The sequence below is a fragment of the Metasolibacillus fluoroglycofenilyticus genome (assembly GCF_003049645.1).
In the GTDB taxonomy this organism is placed as follows: Bacteria; Bacillota; Bacilli; order Bacillales_A; family Planococcaceae; genus Metasolibacillus; species Metasolibacillus fluoroglycofenilyticus.
In genome coordinates, this window is record NZ_PYWK01000005.1 from 168904 (window position 1) to 186581 (window position 17678).

The 17678-nt window shown below is 37.7% G+C and carries 14 protein-coding genes and 1 other annotated feature; of the genes, 11 read left to right on the forward strand and 3 right to left on the reverse strand.

The window, feature by feature from the left end; translation table 11 throughout:
* Positions 1-162 precede the first annotated feature (162 nt).
* From C9J36_RS15360 to nikC, 6 genes are all read left to right on the forward strand, one after another.
* A complete protein-coding gene (locus C9J36_RS15360; protein WP_107943667.1) occupies positions 163-1908 on the forward strand; it encodes an ABC transporter ATP-binding protein in 1746 nt (581 codons plus the stop codon).
* A gap of 316 nt (positions 1909-2224) precedes the next feature.
* On the forward strand, positions 2225-3268 hold the full coding sequence (locus C9J36_RS15365; RefSeq protein WP_107943668.1) for an ABC transporter ATP-binding protein: 1044 nt from the start codon (positions 2225-2227) through the stop codon (positions 3266-3268).
* Entirely contained in the window at positions 3243-4211 is a 969-nt protein-coding gene (locus tag C9J36_RS15370; protein ID WP_066164910.1) for an ABC transporter ATP-binding protein, read from the forward strand. The genes C9J36_RS15365 and C9J36_RS15370 overlap by 26 nt, the downstream gene beginning before the upstream one ends.
* A gap of 75 nt (positions 4212-4286) precedes the next feature.
* Positions 4287-5900 (forward strand): ABC transporter substrate-binding protein, encoded by a 1614-nt coding sequence (locus tag C9J36_RS15375; RefSeq protein ID WP_201261971.1) that lies wholly within the window; start codon positions 4287-4289, stop codon positions 5898-5900.
* A gap of 477 nt (positions 5901-6377) precedes the next feature.
* Positions 6378-7382 (forward strand): ABC transporter permease, encoded by a 1005-nt coding sequence (locus C9J36_RS15380; protein WP_066164916.1) that lies wholly within the window; start codon positions 6378-6380, stop codon positions 7380-7382.
* A 14-nt stretch (positions 7383-7396) separates the two neighbouring features.
* Entirely contained in the window at positions 7397-8290 is an 894-nt protein-coding gene (gene nikC, locus C9J36_RS15385) for a nickel transporter permease (RefSeq protein WP_066164919.1), read from the forward strand.
* Between the two features lie 212 nt (positions 8291-8502).
* Here nikC and C9J36_RS15390 read toward each other — a convergent pair whose 3' ends face one another.
* Positions 8503-9594, reverse strand: a complete 1092-nt coding sequence (locus tag C9J36_RS15390; protein ID WP_066164921.1) for an FUSC family protein — start codon at positions 9592-9594, stop codon at positions 8503-8505.
* A gap of 228 nt (positions 9595-9822) precedes the next feature.
* Positions 9823-11109 (reverse strand): glutamate-1-semialdehyde 2,1-aminomutase, encoded by a 1287-nt coding sequence (locus C9J36_RS15395; RefSeq protein WP_107943670.1) that lies wholly within the window; start codon positions 11107-11109, stop codon positions 9823-9825.
* 186 nt (positions 11110-11295) lie between these two features.
* On the opposite strand from C9J36_RS15395, the gene bcp reads away from it, so the two are divergent.
* From bcp to C9J36_RS15415, 4 genes are all read left to right on the forward strand, one after another.
* The gene (gene bcp, locus C9J36_RS15400; protein ID WP_066164926.1) at positions 11296-11766 is read left to right on the forward strand and encodes a thioredoxin-dependent thiol peroxidase; all 471 of its coding nucleotides are present in this window, start codon (positions 11296-11298) and stop codon (positions 11764-11766) included.
* A complete protein-coding gene (locus C9J36_RS15405; protein ID WP_107943671.1) occupies positions 11766-12710 on the forward strand; it encodes a D-2-hydroxyacid dehydrogenase in 945 nt (314 codons plus the stop codon). Before bcp ends, C9J36_RS15405 begins: the two co-directional genes overlap by 1 nt.
* A gap of 301 nt (positions 12711-13011) precedes the next feature.
* On the forward strand, positions 13012-13458 hold the full coding sequence (perR, locus tag C9J36_RS15410) for a peroxide-responsive transcriptional repressor PerR (protein WP_201261968.1): 447 nt from the start codon (positions 13012-13014) through the stop codon (positions 13456-13458).
* Between the two features lie 283 nt (positions 13459-13741).
* Positions 13742-13978: a binding site (T-box leader), on the forward strand.
* A gap of 175 nt (positions 13979-14153) precedes the next feature.
* Positions 14154-15725 (forward strand): 2-isopropylmalate synthase, encoded by a 1572-nt coding sequence (locus C9J36_RS15415; protein ID WP_107943672.1) that lies wholly within the window; start codon positions 14154-14156, stop codon positions 15723-15725.
* A gap of 64 nt (positions 15726-15789) precedes the next feature.
* On the opposite strand, the gene C9J36_RS15420 is transcribed toward C9J36_RS15415, so the two are convergent.
* Complete coding sequence (locus C9J36_RS15420) at positions 15790-16137, reverse strand: YgzB family protein (protein ID WP_066164938.1); 348 nt, start codon at positions 16135-16137, stop codon at positions 15790-15792.
* 137 nt (positions 16138-16274) lie between these two features.
* Between C9J36_RS15420 and C9J36_RS15425 the strand changes: the two genes are divergently transcribed.
* Positions 16275-17177 (forward strand): nucleotidyltransferase-like protein, encoded by a 903-nt coding sequence (locus tag C9J36_RS15425; RefSeq protein WP_066164941.1) that lies wholly within the window; start codon positions 16275-16277, stop codon positions 17175-17177.
* Positions 17178-17678 lie beyond the last annotated feature (501 nt).

The following is a 17678-nucleotide window of genomic DNA, read 5'->3' on the forward strand; positions in this document are numbered from 1 at the left end:
ACTGATAGAAATTTCACTTTATCTTGATTCAGCAAATCTTCAACCGCAGGAGCAAGCGTCTTTTAGTACTGTAAGCGAATCGCTAGATACAGATTTTCTTTTAAATTTGTTATAATCAATATTTAGACAATCGAAGTATTAAAAAAGGAAGTGGAGAAGCACTTGGACAGTATGAAAAGATATATGCGCTTTGTGAAGCCATATACTTTGGAATTGGTATTAACAATTATTATTGGTGTTTTAAAATTTGCAATCCCATTATTCATTCCGTTGCTTATACAAATTGTGATTGATGATATTATTGGTTCGGATACACTAACAAGGGCGGAAATGACGAAGCAGCTTGTTTATTGGCTAGGTGGAACATTAATTGTGTTCTTTATTATTCGCCCACCAATTGAATATTATCGTCAATATTTTGCACAAAATATTAGCAATAAGGTGTTATTTGATATTCGTAAGGAATTGTATACACATTTGCAAAAATTAAGCTTAAAGTATTATTCAAATACACGAGCAGGGGAAGTTATTTCGCGAGTCATTAATGATGTTGAGCAGACAAAAAACTTTGTGATGATTGGCTTAATGAATTTATGGCTTGACTTGGTAACGATTTTGATTGCCATAGCGATTATGCTAACGATGGATGTGAAGCTTACATTAGTCGCACTTATTTCCTTCCCACTTTATGCGTTCAGTGTGAAATACTTTTTCGGTAAATTACGTGATTTAACACGTAAACGTTCGCAGGCACTAGCAGGTGTACAAAGTTATTTGCATGAACGTGTAGCAGGAATTAGCATTATTAAAAGCTTTACTTTAGAGCGCCATGAGCAAAAAATATTTGATGAGACGAATGGAGAGTTTTTAAATAAAGCGTTAGACCACTCAAAATGGAATGCAAAATCATTCGCAGTCGTTAATACGATTACAGATATTGCACCGCTACTAGTCATTGCTTATGCAGGCTATCAAGTAATACATGAAAACCTATCGCTCGGTGTGATGGTCGCATTTATCGCTTATATTGAACGTCTATATGGTCCGTTGCGCCGACTTGTAAGCTCTTCAACTACATTAACACAATCGATTGCATCGATGGATCGTGTATTCGAATTGTTTGATGAAAAATATGATATTGTCGATAAAGAGCTCGCTCAGCCTTTAAAAAAGGTAGCGGGGGAAGTGGCATTTAAAGATGTTATTTTCCGCTATGAAGATGAGGGGCAAAATGTTTTACGAAATATCAATTTTACAATTAAAGCTGGTGAAACAGCAGCCTTTGTAGGAATGAGCGGTGGAGGGAAATCAACGATTGTTAGCTTGATTCCAAGGTTTTACGATGTGAAATCGGGTGCTGTAGTAATCGATGGTATGAATGTGCAAGACGTGACACTTGAATCACTACGCTCGCAAATTGGTATTGTATTGCAGGATAATATTTTATTCAGCGACTCTGTTAAGCATAATATTTTAATGGGGAAACCAGATGCTACAGAGGAAGAAATTATTGCGGCAGCTCAGGCGGCAAACGCTCATGACTTCATTATGAATTTGCCAAATGGCTATGATACGCAAGTCGGCGAGCGCGGCGTCAAGCTATCTGGTGGGCAGAAGCAACGTATTGCCATTGCTCGTGTATTTTTGAAAAACCCTCCGATTCTTATATTGGATGAGGCGACATCCGCGCTTGACTTAGAAAGTGAAGCATTAATCCAAGAATCGCTAGAGCGTCTAGCACATAATCGCACAACGATTATTATCGCTCATCGCCTTTCAACAATTACACATGCAAATAAAATTTTTGTTATTGAGCATGGACAACTTGTCGAAGAAGGTAATCATGAGCAATTGATGCAGCAGCAGGGCGCTTATTATAGTTTGTTTCAAGTGCAAAAACTTGAATAATAGCTACATAGCATATAGCTAGATATAAAATTCGTGTGAGAAAAACCTTACACGAATTTTTGTTTTAAGGATGATATATAGTAAGTGGAGTATGTATATACCTCGCAATTATAGGGATTTGCACGGAGCACGAAATTCTAAAAAGGATTTCGTATTTTTTTGTAGAATAATAGTTACAGAATTTTCTGTACAATGAAGGTGAAATAGAATATTATGAAATAACTAACTATTCGAAAAAATGAATAATTTAATTAAGTTTTCAAAATAGATGGTTTACATACTATTTTATGTATTTTATGAATAAGGGGGCAGCTAGATGAGCCGAAAGCAAATACTTGAGGTGAAAGATTTAGAGACGAGTTTCTTTACAGACGATGGAAGGATTGCCGCCGTCGATTACATTAGCTTTTCTGTAGAGGAAGGTGAAATTCTAGCTATAGTGGGGGAATCAGGCTGTGGTAAAAGTGTTACCTCATTATCGATTATGGGGTTAGTGCCAAGCCCGCCGGGGAAAATTACAAACGGTGAAATTTTACTTGATGGTAAAAATTTAGCGACACTTTCTGAAAAAGAAATGCGAAAAATTAGAGGAAGAGATGTTGCAATGATATTTCAGGAGCCCATGACATCGCTAAATCCGCTATTTACAATTGGCAATCAAATGATTGAAGCGATACGTATTCATAATAAAAAATGGACGAAAAAACAAGTTAAAGATAGAGCGATAGAAATGCTGAAGTTAGTTGGCTTACCACGTGCAGAAGAGCTGCTAAGCTCATATCCGCATCAGCTATCTGGGGGGATGCGTCAAAGGGTTATGATTGCCATGGCGCTTGTTTGTGACCCAAAGGTATTGATAGCGGATGAGCCTACAACAGCTTTAGATGTAACAATTCAAGCGCAAATTTTAAAGCTCATGAGAGATTTGAATAGAAGATTGCAAACGGCTGTTTTATTAATTACGCATGATTTAGGAGTTGTGGCAGAAACATGTGAACGCGTTATTGTCATGTACGCAGGACAAATTGTAGAGCAAGCACCTGTTCAAGAAATTTTTAATAATCCACAGCACCCATATACGAAAGGGCTAATTCAGTCAGTGCCAGATATGCGCTATAAAAAGGATGCATTGTATTCCATTCCTGGCAATGTGCCAAAACCTGGCTCTATTGAACAAGGCTGTCGTTTTGCACCGCGCTGCGCCTACGCCTTCCCACGTTGTAGTGTCGAAAATCCGGAACTTTATAGTAAAAAGAAAGCGCATACAGCGCGCTGCTTTTTACTAGATTCAGAGCATGAAGCAGTGCTTCAGCCAGAGGTGGGGGGACATGTCAATGACGAACGTATTATTGAAAGTTGAGAATTTAACGAAATATTTTCCGATTCGTGCAGGTATGTTAGCACGAAAAGTTGGAGATGTGAAAGCAGTTGATGACATATCATTTGAAGTATACGAAGGTGAAACATTAGGGATTGTAGGAGAATCAGGATGTGGAAAGTCGACAACAGGGCGCGTGATTATGCGGCTGCATGAGCCGACAGGTGGGAAAGTCACTTTTGATGGGGTGGAGTTAACCTCCCTTTCAGGTGAGGAGATGCGAAAGGCTAGGCGCGATATTCAAATGGTATTTCAAGACCCATACGCTTCGCTAAATCCACGTCATACGATAGAGAAAATTTTGGAAGAGCCTTTAATTGTTCATGGTATCGGAAATGCAGAAGAGCGTAGGCGTAAAGTAATTGAATACTTAGAAGTAGTAGGCTTAAGCGCATACCATGCGAAACGCTACCCGCATCAATTCAGTGGAGGGCAGCGCCAGCGTATTGGTATTGCCAGAGCACTAATGACAAATCCGAAACTCATCATTGCAGATGAGCCAGTATCGGCACTCGATGTATCAATTCAGGCACAAGTATTAAATTTAATGCAAAAGCTGCAAGAAGATTTAAAACTAACATATATTTTTATTGCACATGATTTAGGTGTTGTCCGCCATATTAGTGATCGTGTGGGAGTAATGTATCTTGGCAGAATGGTGGAGCTAGCAAATAGTGAAGATTTATATGCGGAGCCGCTACATCCTTATTCACAAGCATTGCTCTCCGCTGTGCCGATACCAGACCCCAGCTATGAGCGTGAGCAGGTTATTTTAACAGGGGACATCCCGAGTCCGTCTAATCCACCGACGGGCTGTGCTTTCCATACACGCTGTCCTATGGCGATGGATATTTGTAAGCAAGAAATTCCACAATTTAAGCAAGTTAAATCTGGTCATTCCGTTGCCTGTCATTTATATAAATGATAGATAGCGATGATAATAGATATAAAAAATTTAGGAGGGGTTCATTTGAAAAGGAATTTTTGGCTACTTGGTTTAATGTTATTAGTACTTTCTATCTTTTTAGTAGCTTGCGGTGCTGACAAAACAGATGGAGACAATAGCTCGTCATCAAATACTGACAATACAGATAATACGGATAGCGCAGATGATGGCAATGAAGAAACTTCATCGAAGCCTCAAATTTTAGTATTTGGTCGCGGGGGAGATTCTGTTTCTTTAGATCCAGCAATCGTAACAGATGGTGAATCATTTAAAGTAACACAAAATCTTTTTGAAACATTGTTAAACTTTGGTGAGCAAGATACGACAATTCACCCGGGTTTAGCAACGAAGTGGGATATTAGTGATGATGGTTTAACATACACATTTGAGTTACAGCAAGGTGTTAAATTCCACGATGGGACAGATTTCAATGCAGAAGCAGTCGTGAAAAATGTTAATCGCTGGAAAGGTGGAACAGAGGAAGATTTCTACTATTTCAACTCGATGTTTAAAGCAGAGGGGCAAGATATTATTACAGATGTAAAGGCGGAGGGCGATTATACAGTTGTATTCACACTATCACGTCCACAAGCGCCATTCTTGAAAAATCTTGCGATGAGTCCATTTGGTATCGCCTCACCAACTGCATTTGAGGCGTCGGGCGATAAATTTGGCGATGACCCAGTAGGAACAGGTCCATTTAAGTTTGTAGAATGGAAGCGCAATGATTCTATTACAATTGAAAAATTTGCAGATTACTGGCAAGACGGGCTACCGAAGCTTGATAAAGTTATTTTCCGTTCAATTCCAGATAATTCAGCGCGCTTGAATGCTTTAACAGCAAATGAAATTGATTTAGCAGATGGTATTAATCCATCAGATGGTGCAAATATTGAATCGAATGCAAACTTACAATTAATTGAGCGACCATCTATGAATATTGGTTACTTAGGATTAACAAGCACACGTAAGCCTTTTGATAATAAATTAGTACGTCAAGCAGTAAACTATGCGATTGATAAGCAAGGTATTGTCGATGCGTTCTTTGAAGGGCGTGCACAAGTGGCGAAAAATCCAATGCCACCTTCAATTAGTGGCTATAACGACGATATTGAAGGATATCCATATGACCCAGAAAAAGCGAAAGCATTATTAGCTGAAGCAGGCTATGATGGAACACCGATTGAACTATGGGCGATGCCTGTACCACGTCCATACATGCCTGATGGTGCAAAAGTAGCTGAAGTTATCCAAAAAAATCTTGCGGATATCGGTATGCCAGCGAAAATTGTCACATATGAATGGGCTACGTATTTAGATAAAGCAAAAGATGGGGAAGCAGATGCATTTATGTTGGGATGGACTGGTGATAATGGGGATGCTGATAACTTCATTTATACATTACTAGATGAAGACAATATCGGTAGCAACAACTATTCATACTTCAAAAATGCAGAAACACATAAATTATTAATTCAAGCACAATCTGAAACAGATGAAGATGTGCGTATTGAGCTATACAAAAAAGCACAGGAAATTATTCATGATGAAGCACCTTGGGTTCCGTTAGCGCACTCGACGCCATTACTTGCTGCGAAAGCAGAAGTAAAAGGCTTCTTACCGCATCCAACAGGCTCTGACAAATTATTAAATGTATCAATTGAGTAGTGAGATAGGGGGCTGACCAAAAAGCCGTGCATAGCCGGCATTTTGGTCAGTAGCGATGATGTTTTATAAAATCTTGACTCCTATAAATAGAGAACACTTCTTTTAAATTGAGATGAACACTGGCTTTAACAGTGTTTGTCTTCAGTAAAGTGGAGTGATGAAAACCTTTATTTTAATGCGGTGTCAAAACAAAATGGAATTTTCAGACGCCCCGATTTTCTAGATGCATCTGCATGAAAACGAAATACTATCAACCTTGCAGAAAAATTGTGAAAAAGTTGAAATTACTTTTAAGCAATTGAAGTTAAAATTAAAAGTAAATTATTCAGTGTTAACTTTTCAAAGGGTGTATTCATTTTTCTAAATGGTGAATGTTTTAATGCAATTACAACTTGATGTCTGAAAAGTGGTACACCAGTCTGCTTTTCGGACAACTGTGTATATAGACAACAAGATTTTATAGAGGGGTGAAGAATCATGCTTCACTACATTGGCAAACGCTTATTGCATTTAATTCCGGTTCTTCTTGGAATGACGTTTATTGTATTTTTAATTATTCGAGCGATTCCTGGTGACCCAGCCCAAGTAATTTTAGGACAGCAGGCAACGGCTGAAGCAATTGCAGCATTGCGTGAGAAACTAGGTTTAAATAATCCTTGGTACATACAATACTTTGATTATTTAAAAGGCATTTTAACAGGTGATTTAGGTGAATCATTAAGAACTAGACAGGAGATTGTATCGGAAGTATGGCCTTATTTAGCGGCGACATTTGAGCTTGCTATTTTTGCGATGATTATTGCTGTTATTGTCGGAATGAATGCAGGGATTATTTCCGCATGGTTTCAAAATTCATGGTTCGATTATATTGCGATGGTTGTAGCGCTAATTGGCGTATCTATGCCAATTTTCTGGCTAGGTTTAATGGAACAATGGATTTTTAGTATTAATTTAGGATGGCTACCAACATCCGGGCGAGAGGAAGTACGCGATCCTGTGTCGGCAATTACGCATTTATACTTAATTGATACGTTGTTGCAAGGTCGCTTTGATCAATTTGTCGTATCGTTAAAACATTTAATTTTACCTGGTGCCGCACTGGCGACAATTCCGACTGCTATTATTGCGCGTATGACGAGAGCTTCAATGTTAGAAGTAATGCGCTCAGATTTTGTGCGAACTGCACGTGCAAAAGGACAAAAAATGTTTGTTGTTATTTATAAACATGCATTGAAAAATGCACTAATTCCAGTGCTGACGATTGTCGGACTCCAAACAGGGATGCTATTAGGCGGGGCAATTTTGACAGAAACCATTTTTAGTTGGCCGGGTATAGGACGCTATATTTACGAGGCGATTGGCTACCGTGATTATCCTGTTATCCAATCAGGGATTTTAATCGTAGCATTTTTATTTATCATGATTAATTTAATCGTTGATATTTTGTATACAGTGATTGATTCAAGGATTAAATACAACTAGGAGGAGGGGAAAATATGTCTGAAATTGCATCGAAAAGCAATGTTACTATGGTACAACAAGATAAGGTAGCTGGACCTTGGAAAGAGGCATGGCGCAGTTTTCGTAAAAGTAAATCGGCGCTAATTGGAACAGCTATCGTCATATTTTTCGTCCTTCTAGCAATTTTGGGTCCATTCATTGCACCGCAAGGGATTAATGATCAAAATTTATCACAACGCTTATTGGCCCCATCGGCTGAGCATTGGTTTGGTACAGACGATTTAGGGCGGGATATTTTTTCACGTATTTTACATGGTGCACGCATTTCTTTAACTGTTGGTTTTTTTGCTGTAGTTATATCAGCAACAGTGGGGAGTTTTTTAGGGATTATTGCGGGCTATTATGGAAGATGGGTGGATACAATTATTTCGCGCCTTTTCGATATTATGCTAGCATTTCCTAGTATTTTATTAGCAATTGCAGTTGTATCGATTTTAGGGCCATCTTTGCGCAATGCTTTAATTGCTATTGCGATTATTAATGTACCGAATTTTGGTCGTTTAATTCGGTCACGCGTGCTATCTATTAAAGAGGAGGAATATATCCACGCAGCTAAAGCGATTGGAATGAAAAATTCACGTATTTTATGGCGGCATATTTTGCCGAACTCGATGACCCCTGTTATTGTCCAAGGAACGTTAGCTATTGCAACAGCAATTATCGAAGCGGCAGCATTAGGTTTTTTAGGGCTAGGCGCTGAAGCACCGCAACCTGAATGGGGCAAAATGCTTGCAGATGCACGTATTTTTCTGTTGAATGCACCGTGGGCAATGGTCTTCCCTGGTTTAGCGATTATGCTTACTGTTATTGGCTTTAATTTAATGGGAGATGGCTTGCGAGATGCCCTAGACCCGAAGATGAAGAATTAGATAGCGAGCGTTCAAAACAGCCTGGCAGTTGCCGGCATTTTGAACGCTTTTGTTTGTATTTTTGAAAGAATTACTTAATGAAATAAAGAGTAATTGCTTTGAAAATATGAAAAACAGGGGGCTTAGCGCTATTTTCCAAGAATGAACTCTTTAAATAAACGCCATCACGAGCATTCCCAAGTCAATAACTATACAGCTTGGGAAACGCCCTTCTAATAAAACTCTGTCTCTAAATCAATATTTGCTTCTTTGCTGTGGTAGTTTCGATAAGACATAATTAATTTATCAAGATGCTCTAAGTTTTCTTCGTAATCTAAAATGCGCGATAAAATGTAAAGGAGGTGGTAGCTTGAAAATTCCTCTTCACTCTCGGATTCCTTTGCTATCGTAATTTGTTTAATAAATAAATCCATAACCTCTGTACGCTGTAAATGCTCCTCCTGCCGCACCCATGTAGAATGGTCTGCGCGCAATTTACCAGTAAATTTTAACAATAACTGCTCGTGATACGTTAATAACAAATCAACACGCTCTTGAATAATAATTAGCAGGGCATCAGGTAAATTTGATAGTTCATTTTCATGTTTATGCAGACGTTGTAATAATTCTAGGCTTTTTTTAGATGCCGTAATCATTTGGCGATAAACAACAAGCTTCCGTGCCTTGACATATTTTTGGTTTTTTAAATATCTACGTTCCTCTTTATAAAGTTCATACAATACATCGATTTGCGATAGACGCGATTTTAATTTTGTTAATGCGATTTTTGTAGATGTATGCTCGCTTGCTTGACGCACAGCGAGACGGCTCCAGCGAATAATATCATCTTGCATAGAATTAATGTTTTTAAATAGTTTTATTTCGTAGCGCGGTGGTAAGAAAACTAAATTTACGATAAATGCTGCAAAAACACCAACCATTACTGTAGTAAATCGGATAAGTGCGAAGGTTAAAAAGTCATCCCCCTGAAATTCCATAATAGCTACAACTGTAACAAGTGCAAGTGTTAATGATTTTTCTAACTTTAGCTTCATCGTAATCCCGATAACTAATATTGCTGCGATTCCGATAGCAACTAAGTGATGACCGAACAACAGCCCGAATACTACAGCAACAATAGCGCCAATTAAATTGCCCTGTACCTGCTCTAAAATAGTTAAATAAGAGCGGTAAATAGATGGTTGAATCGCAAAAATAGCAGCAATCCCAGCGAATACGGGCGATGGCAAATTAAATAATTCAGCTAAAAACAGCGCGAAAACAATAGCAACACCAGTTTTTAAAATTCGAGCACCGAATTTCATAATAGCGATCCCCTTTTCTTTTAGTAAAGCAGGGCTATCCAGAAAGTCAAAACCCACTCTGTGATTACAGAAAATATGGTTTTACATATTCACTTTCATGTCCATACAAAGGCGTTGAATTGAGTGTTTTCAACATTAGAGAGTTTTTCTGAATGAGATACATTTCAATAAAACAACATTTGAAAAGTGGCACGTTAAACCACTTTTCGGACACCCCGGTTTACCTATTTATAGTTGTGAAAAAGCATAATCAACTGCAGCGATTGTTTCAATAATATCTTCTTCTGTATGCTCAGTAGTTAGGAACCATGCCTCATATTTTGAAGGAGCCAAGTTGATGCCTTGTGAAAGCATAAGCTTGAAGAAGCGACCGAAAGTTTCACCATCAGACATTTCTGCTTGTTCATAATTTTCTACTTTTTCGCTTGTAAAGTAAATAGTTAATGCACCCTTTAGACGATTCACTGTAATTGTTACATGATGCTTTTTAGCTGCTTCTAAAATGCCTTTTTCTAAAATAGCCCCTAGCTGGTCCATCTTATCGTAAATAGCAGGCTGTCTTAGTACTTCTAAACATGCGATGCCTGCTTGCATTGATGCTGGGTTCCCAGCCATTGTTCCTGCTTGGTAGGCAGGTCCTAATGGCGCAACTGTATCCATAATTTCTTTTTTGCCACCGTAAGCACCTATTGGTAAACCGCCACCAATTACTTTTCCGAGCGCCACTAAATCTGGTGTTAGACCAAGCATCGTATGTGCTGCGCCATAATGGAAGCGGAATGCAGTAATAATTTCATCATGAATAGTTAATGCACCATATTGTTGTGCTATTTCATGAACGAGCTCTAAAAATCCAAGCTTTGGTTCCACGATACCGAAATTACCAACGATTGGCTCAATTAAAATACCAGCTACTTGCTCACCCCACCGTACCATTGCCTGCTTAAATGCCTCTGGGTCATTGAATGGAACTGTAATTACTTCTGTCGCAACACTTTCGGGAACCCCTGCTGAGTCAGGTGAGCCTAATGTTGCCGGACCGGAACCAGCAGCAACCAATACTTGGTCAAAATGACCGTGGTAACAGCCTGCAAATTTAATCATTTTTGTACGCCCTGTATAGGCACGAGCAATACGAACTGTTGTCATCACTGCCTCTGTACCAGAATTGTTAAAACGAACTTTGTCTAATGTTGGAATTGCTTCTTTCAGCATTTTCGCAAACTTTACTTCGTGCTCTGTCGCTGTACCGAAAAGCACGCCTGTTTCTGCTGCATGGGCAATTGCTTTTGCAATATGTGGATGTCCATGTCCTGTAACGATAGGTCCGTATGCTGCTAAATAGTCGATATAACGATTGCCATCTATGTCATAAAAATAGGCTCCTTTTCCGTATGCCATCGCGACAGGTGCTCCACCACCCACCGCTTTATAAGAACGTGATGGACTGTTAACGCCACCCACGATATGTTGTAATGCTTCCTCATGTAAAGCTTCTGATTTTGCGTATCTCATTTTTTGTTCCTCCAAATAGTTTGATTCACTTCTATTGTAGACTGAATTTTCATTTCATGCCAAAGAATTTGAAAGGATGGACATAGTTCGGTACGATAGAAAATGAGTAAAGGTTAACATTGGGCATATGAAATTTCTGAGCAAAGTTAATCAAGGCGCAAATATACTGAAAAGGAGCGGATAAAGATGACCTTGTTACATAAGCAGGCACCACAATTTTCACTAGAAAATGAACAGGGGCAGCCTGTGCACTTAAACGATTTTTTAGGCAAGAATGTTGTGCTATATTTTTACCCTAAAGATATGACACCAGGCTGTACGACAGAAGCATGTGATTTTCGTGATGCCTACAAAGATTTTTCAGAGTTAAATGCAATCATATTAGGAATCAGTGCAGATGATGCTAAAAAGCATACGAAATTTATTGAGAAATATAATTTACCGTTTTCATTATTAGTCGATAGTGACCATTCTGTTGCAGAAGCATATGGGGTATGGGTGTTGAAAAAAATGTACGGACGTGAATTTATGGGGATAGAGCGCTCCACTTTTTTAATCGATGAAAACGGAGTGGTAGTAAAGGAATGGCGCAAAGTGCGTGTTAAAAATCATATTGAGGATGTTTTAACTTTTTTACGTGAAGGGAGTAATGTGTAATGCATGTTTATTTTACGTTTGAACCGAGAGAGGATTTACAAAAGCCGCTAGTAGCTGAATTCCCAGAGGTAAACTTTGTGTTTGATGCGAAGCTGCGTGAGGAACAGTTGGCAGAGGCGGATATTGTTGTGACATATGGAGAGGATTTAACGGCGGCAAATATTGCACTAGCAAATAAATTACAATGGATTTTTGTGGCGTCTGCTGGTGTAGAAAAAATGCCTGCACAAGCAATTGCTGAACGAGGAATCTTTGTTTCAAATGTACGAGGAATTCATAAGAAACCAATGACCGAATCCGTGTTAGCGCATATTTTAGCGTTAAAACGCGGACTGCCATTTATTTATGAGCAGCAGAAAAAAGGAGAATGGAATAAAAAAACAAGTCTATCAGAGCTAAACGGCTCTATTGCGCTTATCATCGGCCCTGGGGCAATCGGTGCAGAAATCGGGCGCATTTTACAGGCTTTTGGTGTGCACACAATTGGCTGTAATCGCAGTGGGAAATCAATTGAATCAATGGATGAAACATACGCAATTCTTGACTTGAAAGCGCATTTGCCAAAGGCGGATATTGTTATTTCGATGCTACCAAGCACAGAGGAAACGAAGCATTTATTAACATACGAGCATTTTGAGTTGATGAAGGAAAATGCAATTTTTATGAATTTTGGTCGTGGCAATGTAGTAAAAGAGGCGGAGCTAGTACGCGCTCTTCAAAATAAGCTAATAGGGCATGCCGTTTTAGATGTATTTGAAGTGGAGCCATTGCCAAAGGACAGCGAACTATGGAAGCTGGATAATGTAACGATTTCGCCACATTTCTCGAGTCACTCATCCCGCTATGTAGAACGGGCTCTTGAAATTTTTGAGCCAAGCTTAAAAAAATGGCTACAGGGTGAGCGTAATTTAGAAAATAAAATCGATTTATTACGTGGTTATTAAGCCTAATTGAGAATATAATAATTTTAAATGAGAATAAATATTTTTTTGTGTTATAATTCTTAAGACTGCCTCTTTTTTCTTTATTAATTTAATAGTGCCTACTTCAATTTTCTCAAGCTAACGAGAAAATTTTGGAATAATTTGTAGAAGCTTTTGCTGAGATATTATGTGAATATTCGCTTTTTTGAATGAACTTCTACTTAATTAGGGGAAGCAATTGTTGACAGAGTGTAGTTGTATTCGATACACTAATTGTAACAATTATAAATTAATAATTATGTATGAAAAGAGGTGCATGGCGATGTCTAAAATGCATTTAAACAATGCGCTAGACACGTTAAAGGCTACTGGTGTAAGGATTACTCCACAACGTCATGCGATTTTAGAGTATTTAATTCAGTCAATGAATCACCCGACGGCAGATGATATATATAAAGCGCTTGAAGATAGGTTTCCCAATATGAGTGTCGCAACAGTTTATAATAATTTGCGCGTATTTCGAGAAGTAGGTCTTGTAAAGGAACTTACTTATGGAGATGCAGCAAGTCGATTTGATTTTGCAACAGGCGACCACTATCATATGATTTGTGAAACTTGTGGTAAAATTGTGGATTTCCATTACCCAGGCTTAAACGAAGTGGAGCATTTTGCTTCACATGTAACAGGTTTTACAGTGAATTCACATCGTTTGGAAGTGTACGGCACTTGCCCAAACTGTGTTCAAAGCCAAGGTCAAAAAGCATTATAAAGCAGAGCGCCCAGCAGAAGTGCTTGGGCGCTTTTACTATGCATAGAAAACATAGTTATTAGCAAGATTTTCAAAGGGCATATCTATACACCTAAAAAATTTAAAAGACAATATATTAGTTTTGATATTAGAATTCATAGATTATCTAGAGGAAAACGTAGATAAATCCTGAAAAATCACAGTTAGCATATGAAAAAATCCATAAAAATGCCGAAAAAATAAAATTTTCAAAATATTGTTGACAAATTATTTTCAGTCATATACTATGCTATTTAACAATAAATTTTAAGCATTGATTGGAAATAGTAAAAATGATTGTGTACTTTTAGAGAGCTGATGGTTGGTGAAAATCAGTAGACGCACATTTTGAACTCGTCCATGAGCTATTCCCTGAACAAATAGTAAGGGTAATCGGTTTCCTCCGTTATTGGGATAAACAGTGTTAGCTGTTGATGAAGCGGGCTTTTCATGAATGGGAAGCCAACTAGAGTGGTACCGCGAGCATAAACTCGTCTCTATTTAATTAGAGACGGGTTTTTTTGTTTTAATTCAGCCATGTTTTTTGCAACGAGCTGAATGCTTTATCAACAATGGATTCAGTAAGGGTTTTTCGAGTAAGCTTGAAAAAACTGAAAGCAATTAAACCGAGCTGTAATTGATTTTCAAAAAATACATGAGAAGAAGGAGTGCTGGAAATGAGCAGAAAAATTTGGGTGTTTGACACGACATTACGTGACGGGGAGCAAGTACCGGGGGCAAAATTGAATTTATTTGAAAAAGTAGAGATTGCGCAACAGCTAAAAAAATTAGGTGTTGATATTATTGAAGCAGGTTTCCCAGCATCTTCCCAAGGAGATTTTGATGCTGTTAAGGCGGTTGCTGAAAAGGTGAGAAATACAAGTGATATTATGATTACAGCATTAGCGCGTGCTGTTAAAGCAGATATAGATTCGGTTTATAACGCGGTGAAATATGCAGAAAATCCAATGATTCATATGGTGCTTGGTACTTCAGATATTCATGTTGAGAAAAAGTTTAGCAAATCAAAGGATCAAATATTACAAATTGGTATTGATGCTGTTAAGTATGCAAAAACGTTACTACCACAAGTACAATATTCAACAGAAGATGCCTCACGCTCAGATTTTGAATATTTATGGAAAACAATCGAGGCCGTTATGAAGGCTGGCGCGACAATGATTAATGTACCTGATACAGTAGGCTATGCTGAGCCAGAGCAATGGGGAGAAATGATTGGCAAACTTGCCTATCGGATGAAAAATACAGATGATTCAGTGTTATTATCCGTGCATTGTCATAATGATTTAGGTATGGCAACGGCAAATACTTTGGCGGCAATTAAAAACGGGGCAGATAAAGTAGAATGTACGATAAACGGCATCGGTGAACGTGCAGGGAATGCAGCTTTGGAAGAAGTCGTAATGGCGATTAAAACACGGGGCGATGTATATGATGTGCATACAAATATTCAGACCAAAGAAATTATGAACACATCTCGTCTTGTATCGAGCTTTATGGGATTGGATGTTCAAGTAAATAAGGCGATTACAGGAGACAATGCTTTCGCCCATTCATCAGGTATTCATCAGGATGGCTTATTAAAATCGCGCGATGCCTATGAAATTGTTCACCCTGAGGATGTTGGGCTAGAGGATATGGAATTGGTATTAACAGCACGCTCTGGTCGACATGCTGTAAAAAATGCACTCGAAAAATTAGGATTCTCCAGTCTTTCGACAAATGAATTTGAAGGTGTTTTTGAAGGTTTTTTAAAGCTAGCAGATGCTAAAAAAGAAGTATATGACCATGATTTATATGTAATTGTGGAAGAATATTATGAAAAACACGATGCAAATCATATAAATGCAACACATTATAGCGAGCAATTTTTCAGCTTCGATGACTTACAAGTTATTAGCAACACAAGCTTTCCTTCAGCTAGTGTGAAAATACGGAAAGGTGATAAAGTGTTTAAGTCAAGCGCTGTTGGTTCTGGTCCTATTGATGCACTTTATTCTGCAATTGCAAGCATTACAAATATTGATGTCAAGCTTGTTGAGTATAATATTAACAGTGTATCTCGCGGACAAGAAGCTTTAGGGAAAGTAAAGATTACTGTAGAGCATAAGGGTGAAAAGTTTATTGCAAAGGCTGCGGATACAGATATTTTAAAAGCCAGCGCGTTAGCATATATGAATGCGATTAATAGCATTATTGTTTCTAAATTAGTTCTTGTTGCAAATTAAGGGATTAACAAATGGCTGTCGGGCAGTGTAGGTATCCACCTATCTTCCCGACAGCCGATTCTGTTTACTTTCTTTTAGTATTGTATGTTTGATCAAACTCTTTGCCCTCTAATGAAGGGTCTAAAGTCAATGGCTCGTTGCAATACATACACATATCTACTCGACCTAATACTTTTGTATGCTTGCCACATCCAGGGCAAACGACTTGTACCGCGCGTGTTGATAATAATCCAATCCAACCATAAACTACAGTACTTCCAATGATACAAAGCAAGCCAAGCGTCATAAAAATAATGACTAAAATTTGATTTTCTCTAAAGAAAATAGCACCGTACATTATAACAAATCCGATGAAGATTAGTGCTAATGCAAACGAGCGAATTTTATTTATTTTATTTTGATATTTTTTCATAGTAATTTGCCTCCCTAATTACTATAACATACAATGAAATTATTTTAGAATGAGAATATGGAAAATTGAAAGGGTTTCTTTCAATTGTTGTCGAAAGAACATTAACAGATAACAATAAATTGTTTGGGGGGAGTATTATGGAGCAAATTTTACGTCCAATTTATCAAGAACGGGCGAGTCACCCTGATACACTAGGGATTATTTTAATAAATCGAAAAGAAGATGCACTAAATATTACAAATACATTTGATTCCGTACTACTTATTATTGTGAAAAATCAAGAAACCTCTATATTCACAAAGCACTATATGTATGGCGATAAAAAAATGGTTATGCATATATTAACGGAGAAACGTTTAAAAAAATGGTTGTTTGTAGGCTCGCATAAACGATTAGTAGATTGGTTATTTTTCGGAAAAATTATGTTTGACCGCAATGAATTTTTATATAAGCTTCGGTCGGAATTACAGGAGTTTCCTTTTTTTGGACGGAAAATTAAAACGGGTATTCAATTTAGCAAGCTTATTCGTCGTTATTTAGAAGGAAAAGAGTTTTTCGAGAGTGGCAATTATTTAGATTCTTATAGCCATGTGGTTGATTCGTTGCACCATTTAGGGAGATTGTCAATTATTGATAACGGTCTATATCCAGAGGTAACAGTTTGGTCACAGGTGAAAAAAATTGAGCCAGCCATTTATAAATTATATGAAGAATTAGTAATGAGTGATGAAAGCTTAGAGAAACGTTTAGAGTTACTATTTTTAGCGATTGAATTTTTAATCAATTCACGAACGCAGGATGCGGCCCAGCATATTTTAGAAATAATGTTGACGCAACCGTCGTGGACGATACAACAATTGCATGAACATGAGGAACTTTGCTTATATTCCACAGAGCTAGAAGTATTTATAGAATATTTAGTAGATAAGGAATATATTTTAGTGGACCCGACTTCCGCAAAAAGCGAATCAGTGTTCCATCGCAATTATATGGTTGACCGTCAATTTGTAAAAAACAAATATAACTTAGATAAAATATAAGAGATGTCTAGAGGAGTTGTCCTGAAAGGTATTGCCTTTCTGAACAGCTCCTTAAATGTTAGTAGGGTTAGAAAAAATTTTACCTGATTTGAAATTATATATAGGAAGTTACTCACTATTTTATAAAGCACTATATACAAGAATTATATTCATTTAAAATTTTTCGCGAAAAGTGTTGACTTCTTTTGAATATATAATGTATTATATTATATGTCGCTAAGACATAGCGTTTGAGATTTGAAGGAATAAAAACTTTAAAAAGATGTTGACAAACTAAAGCTCAAATGTTAAATTAAAGAAGTCGCCTCAAAAGACGACGGAATGAACCTTGAAAACTGAACAAGCAAGACGTGAATGAATAAAGTTTCATTGACATAGATGAAACACAATTTTGGACATCGAATGAAGATGCCAGCAAATGTTTTAATGTATCGAAAGCGAAGCGACAGATACAAATTTGAGCTTACTCAAATTCTTTTTATGGAGAGTTTGATCCTGGCT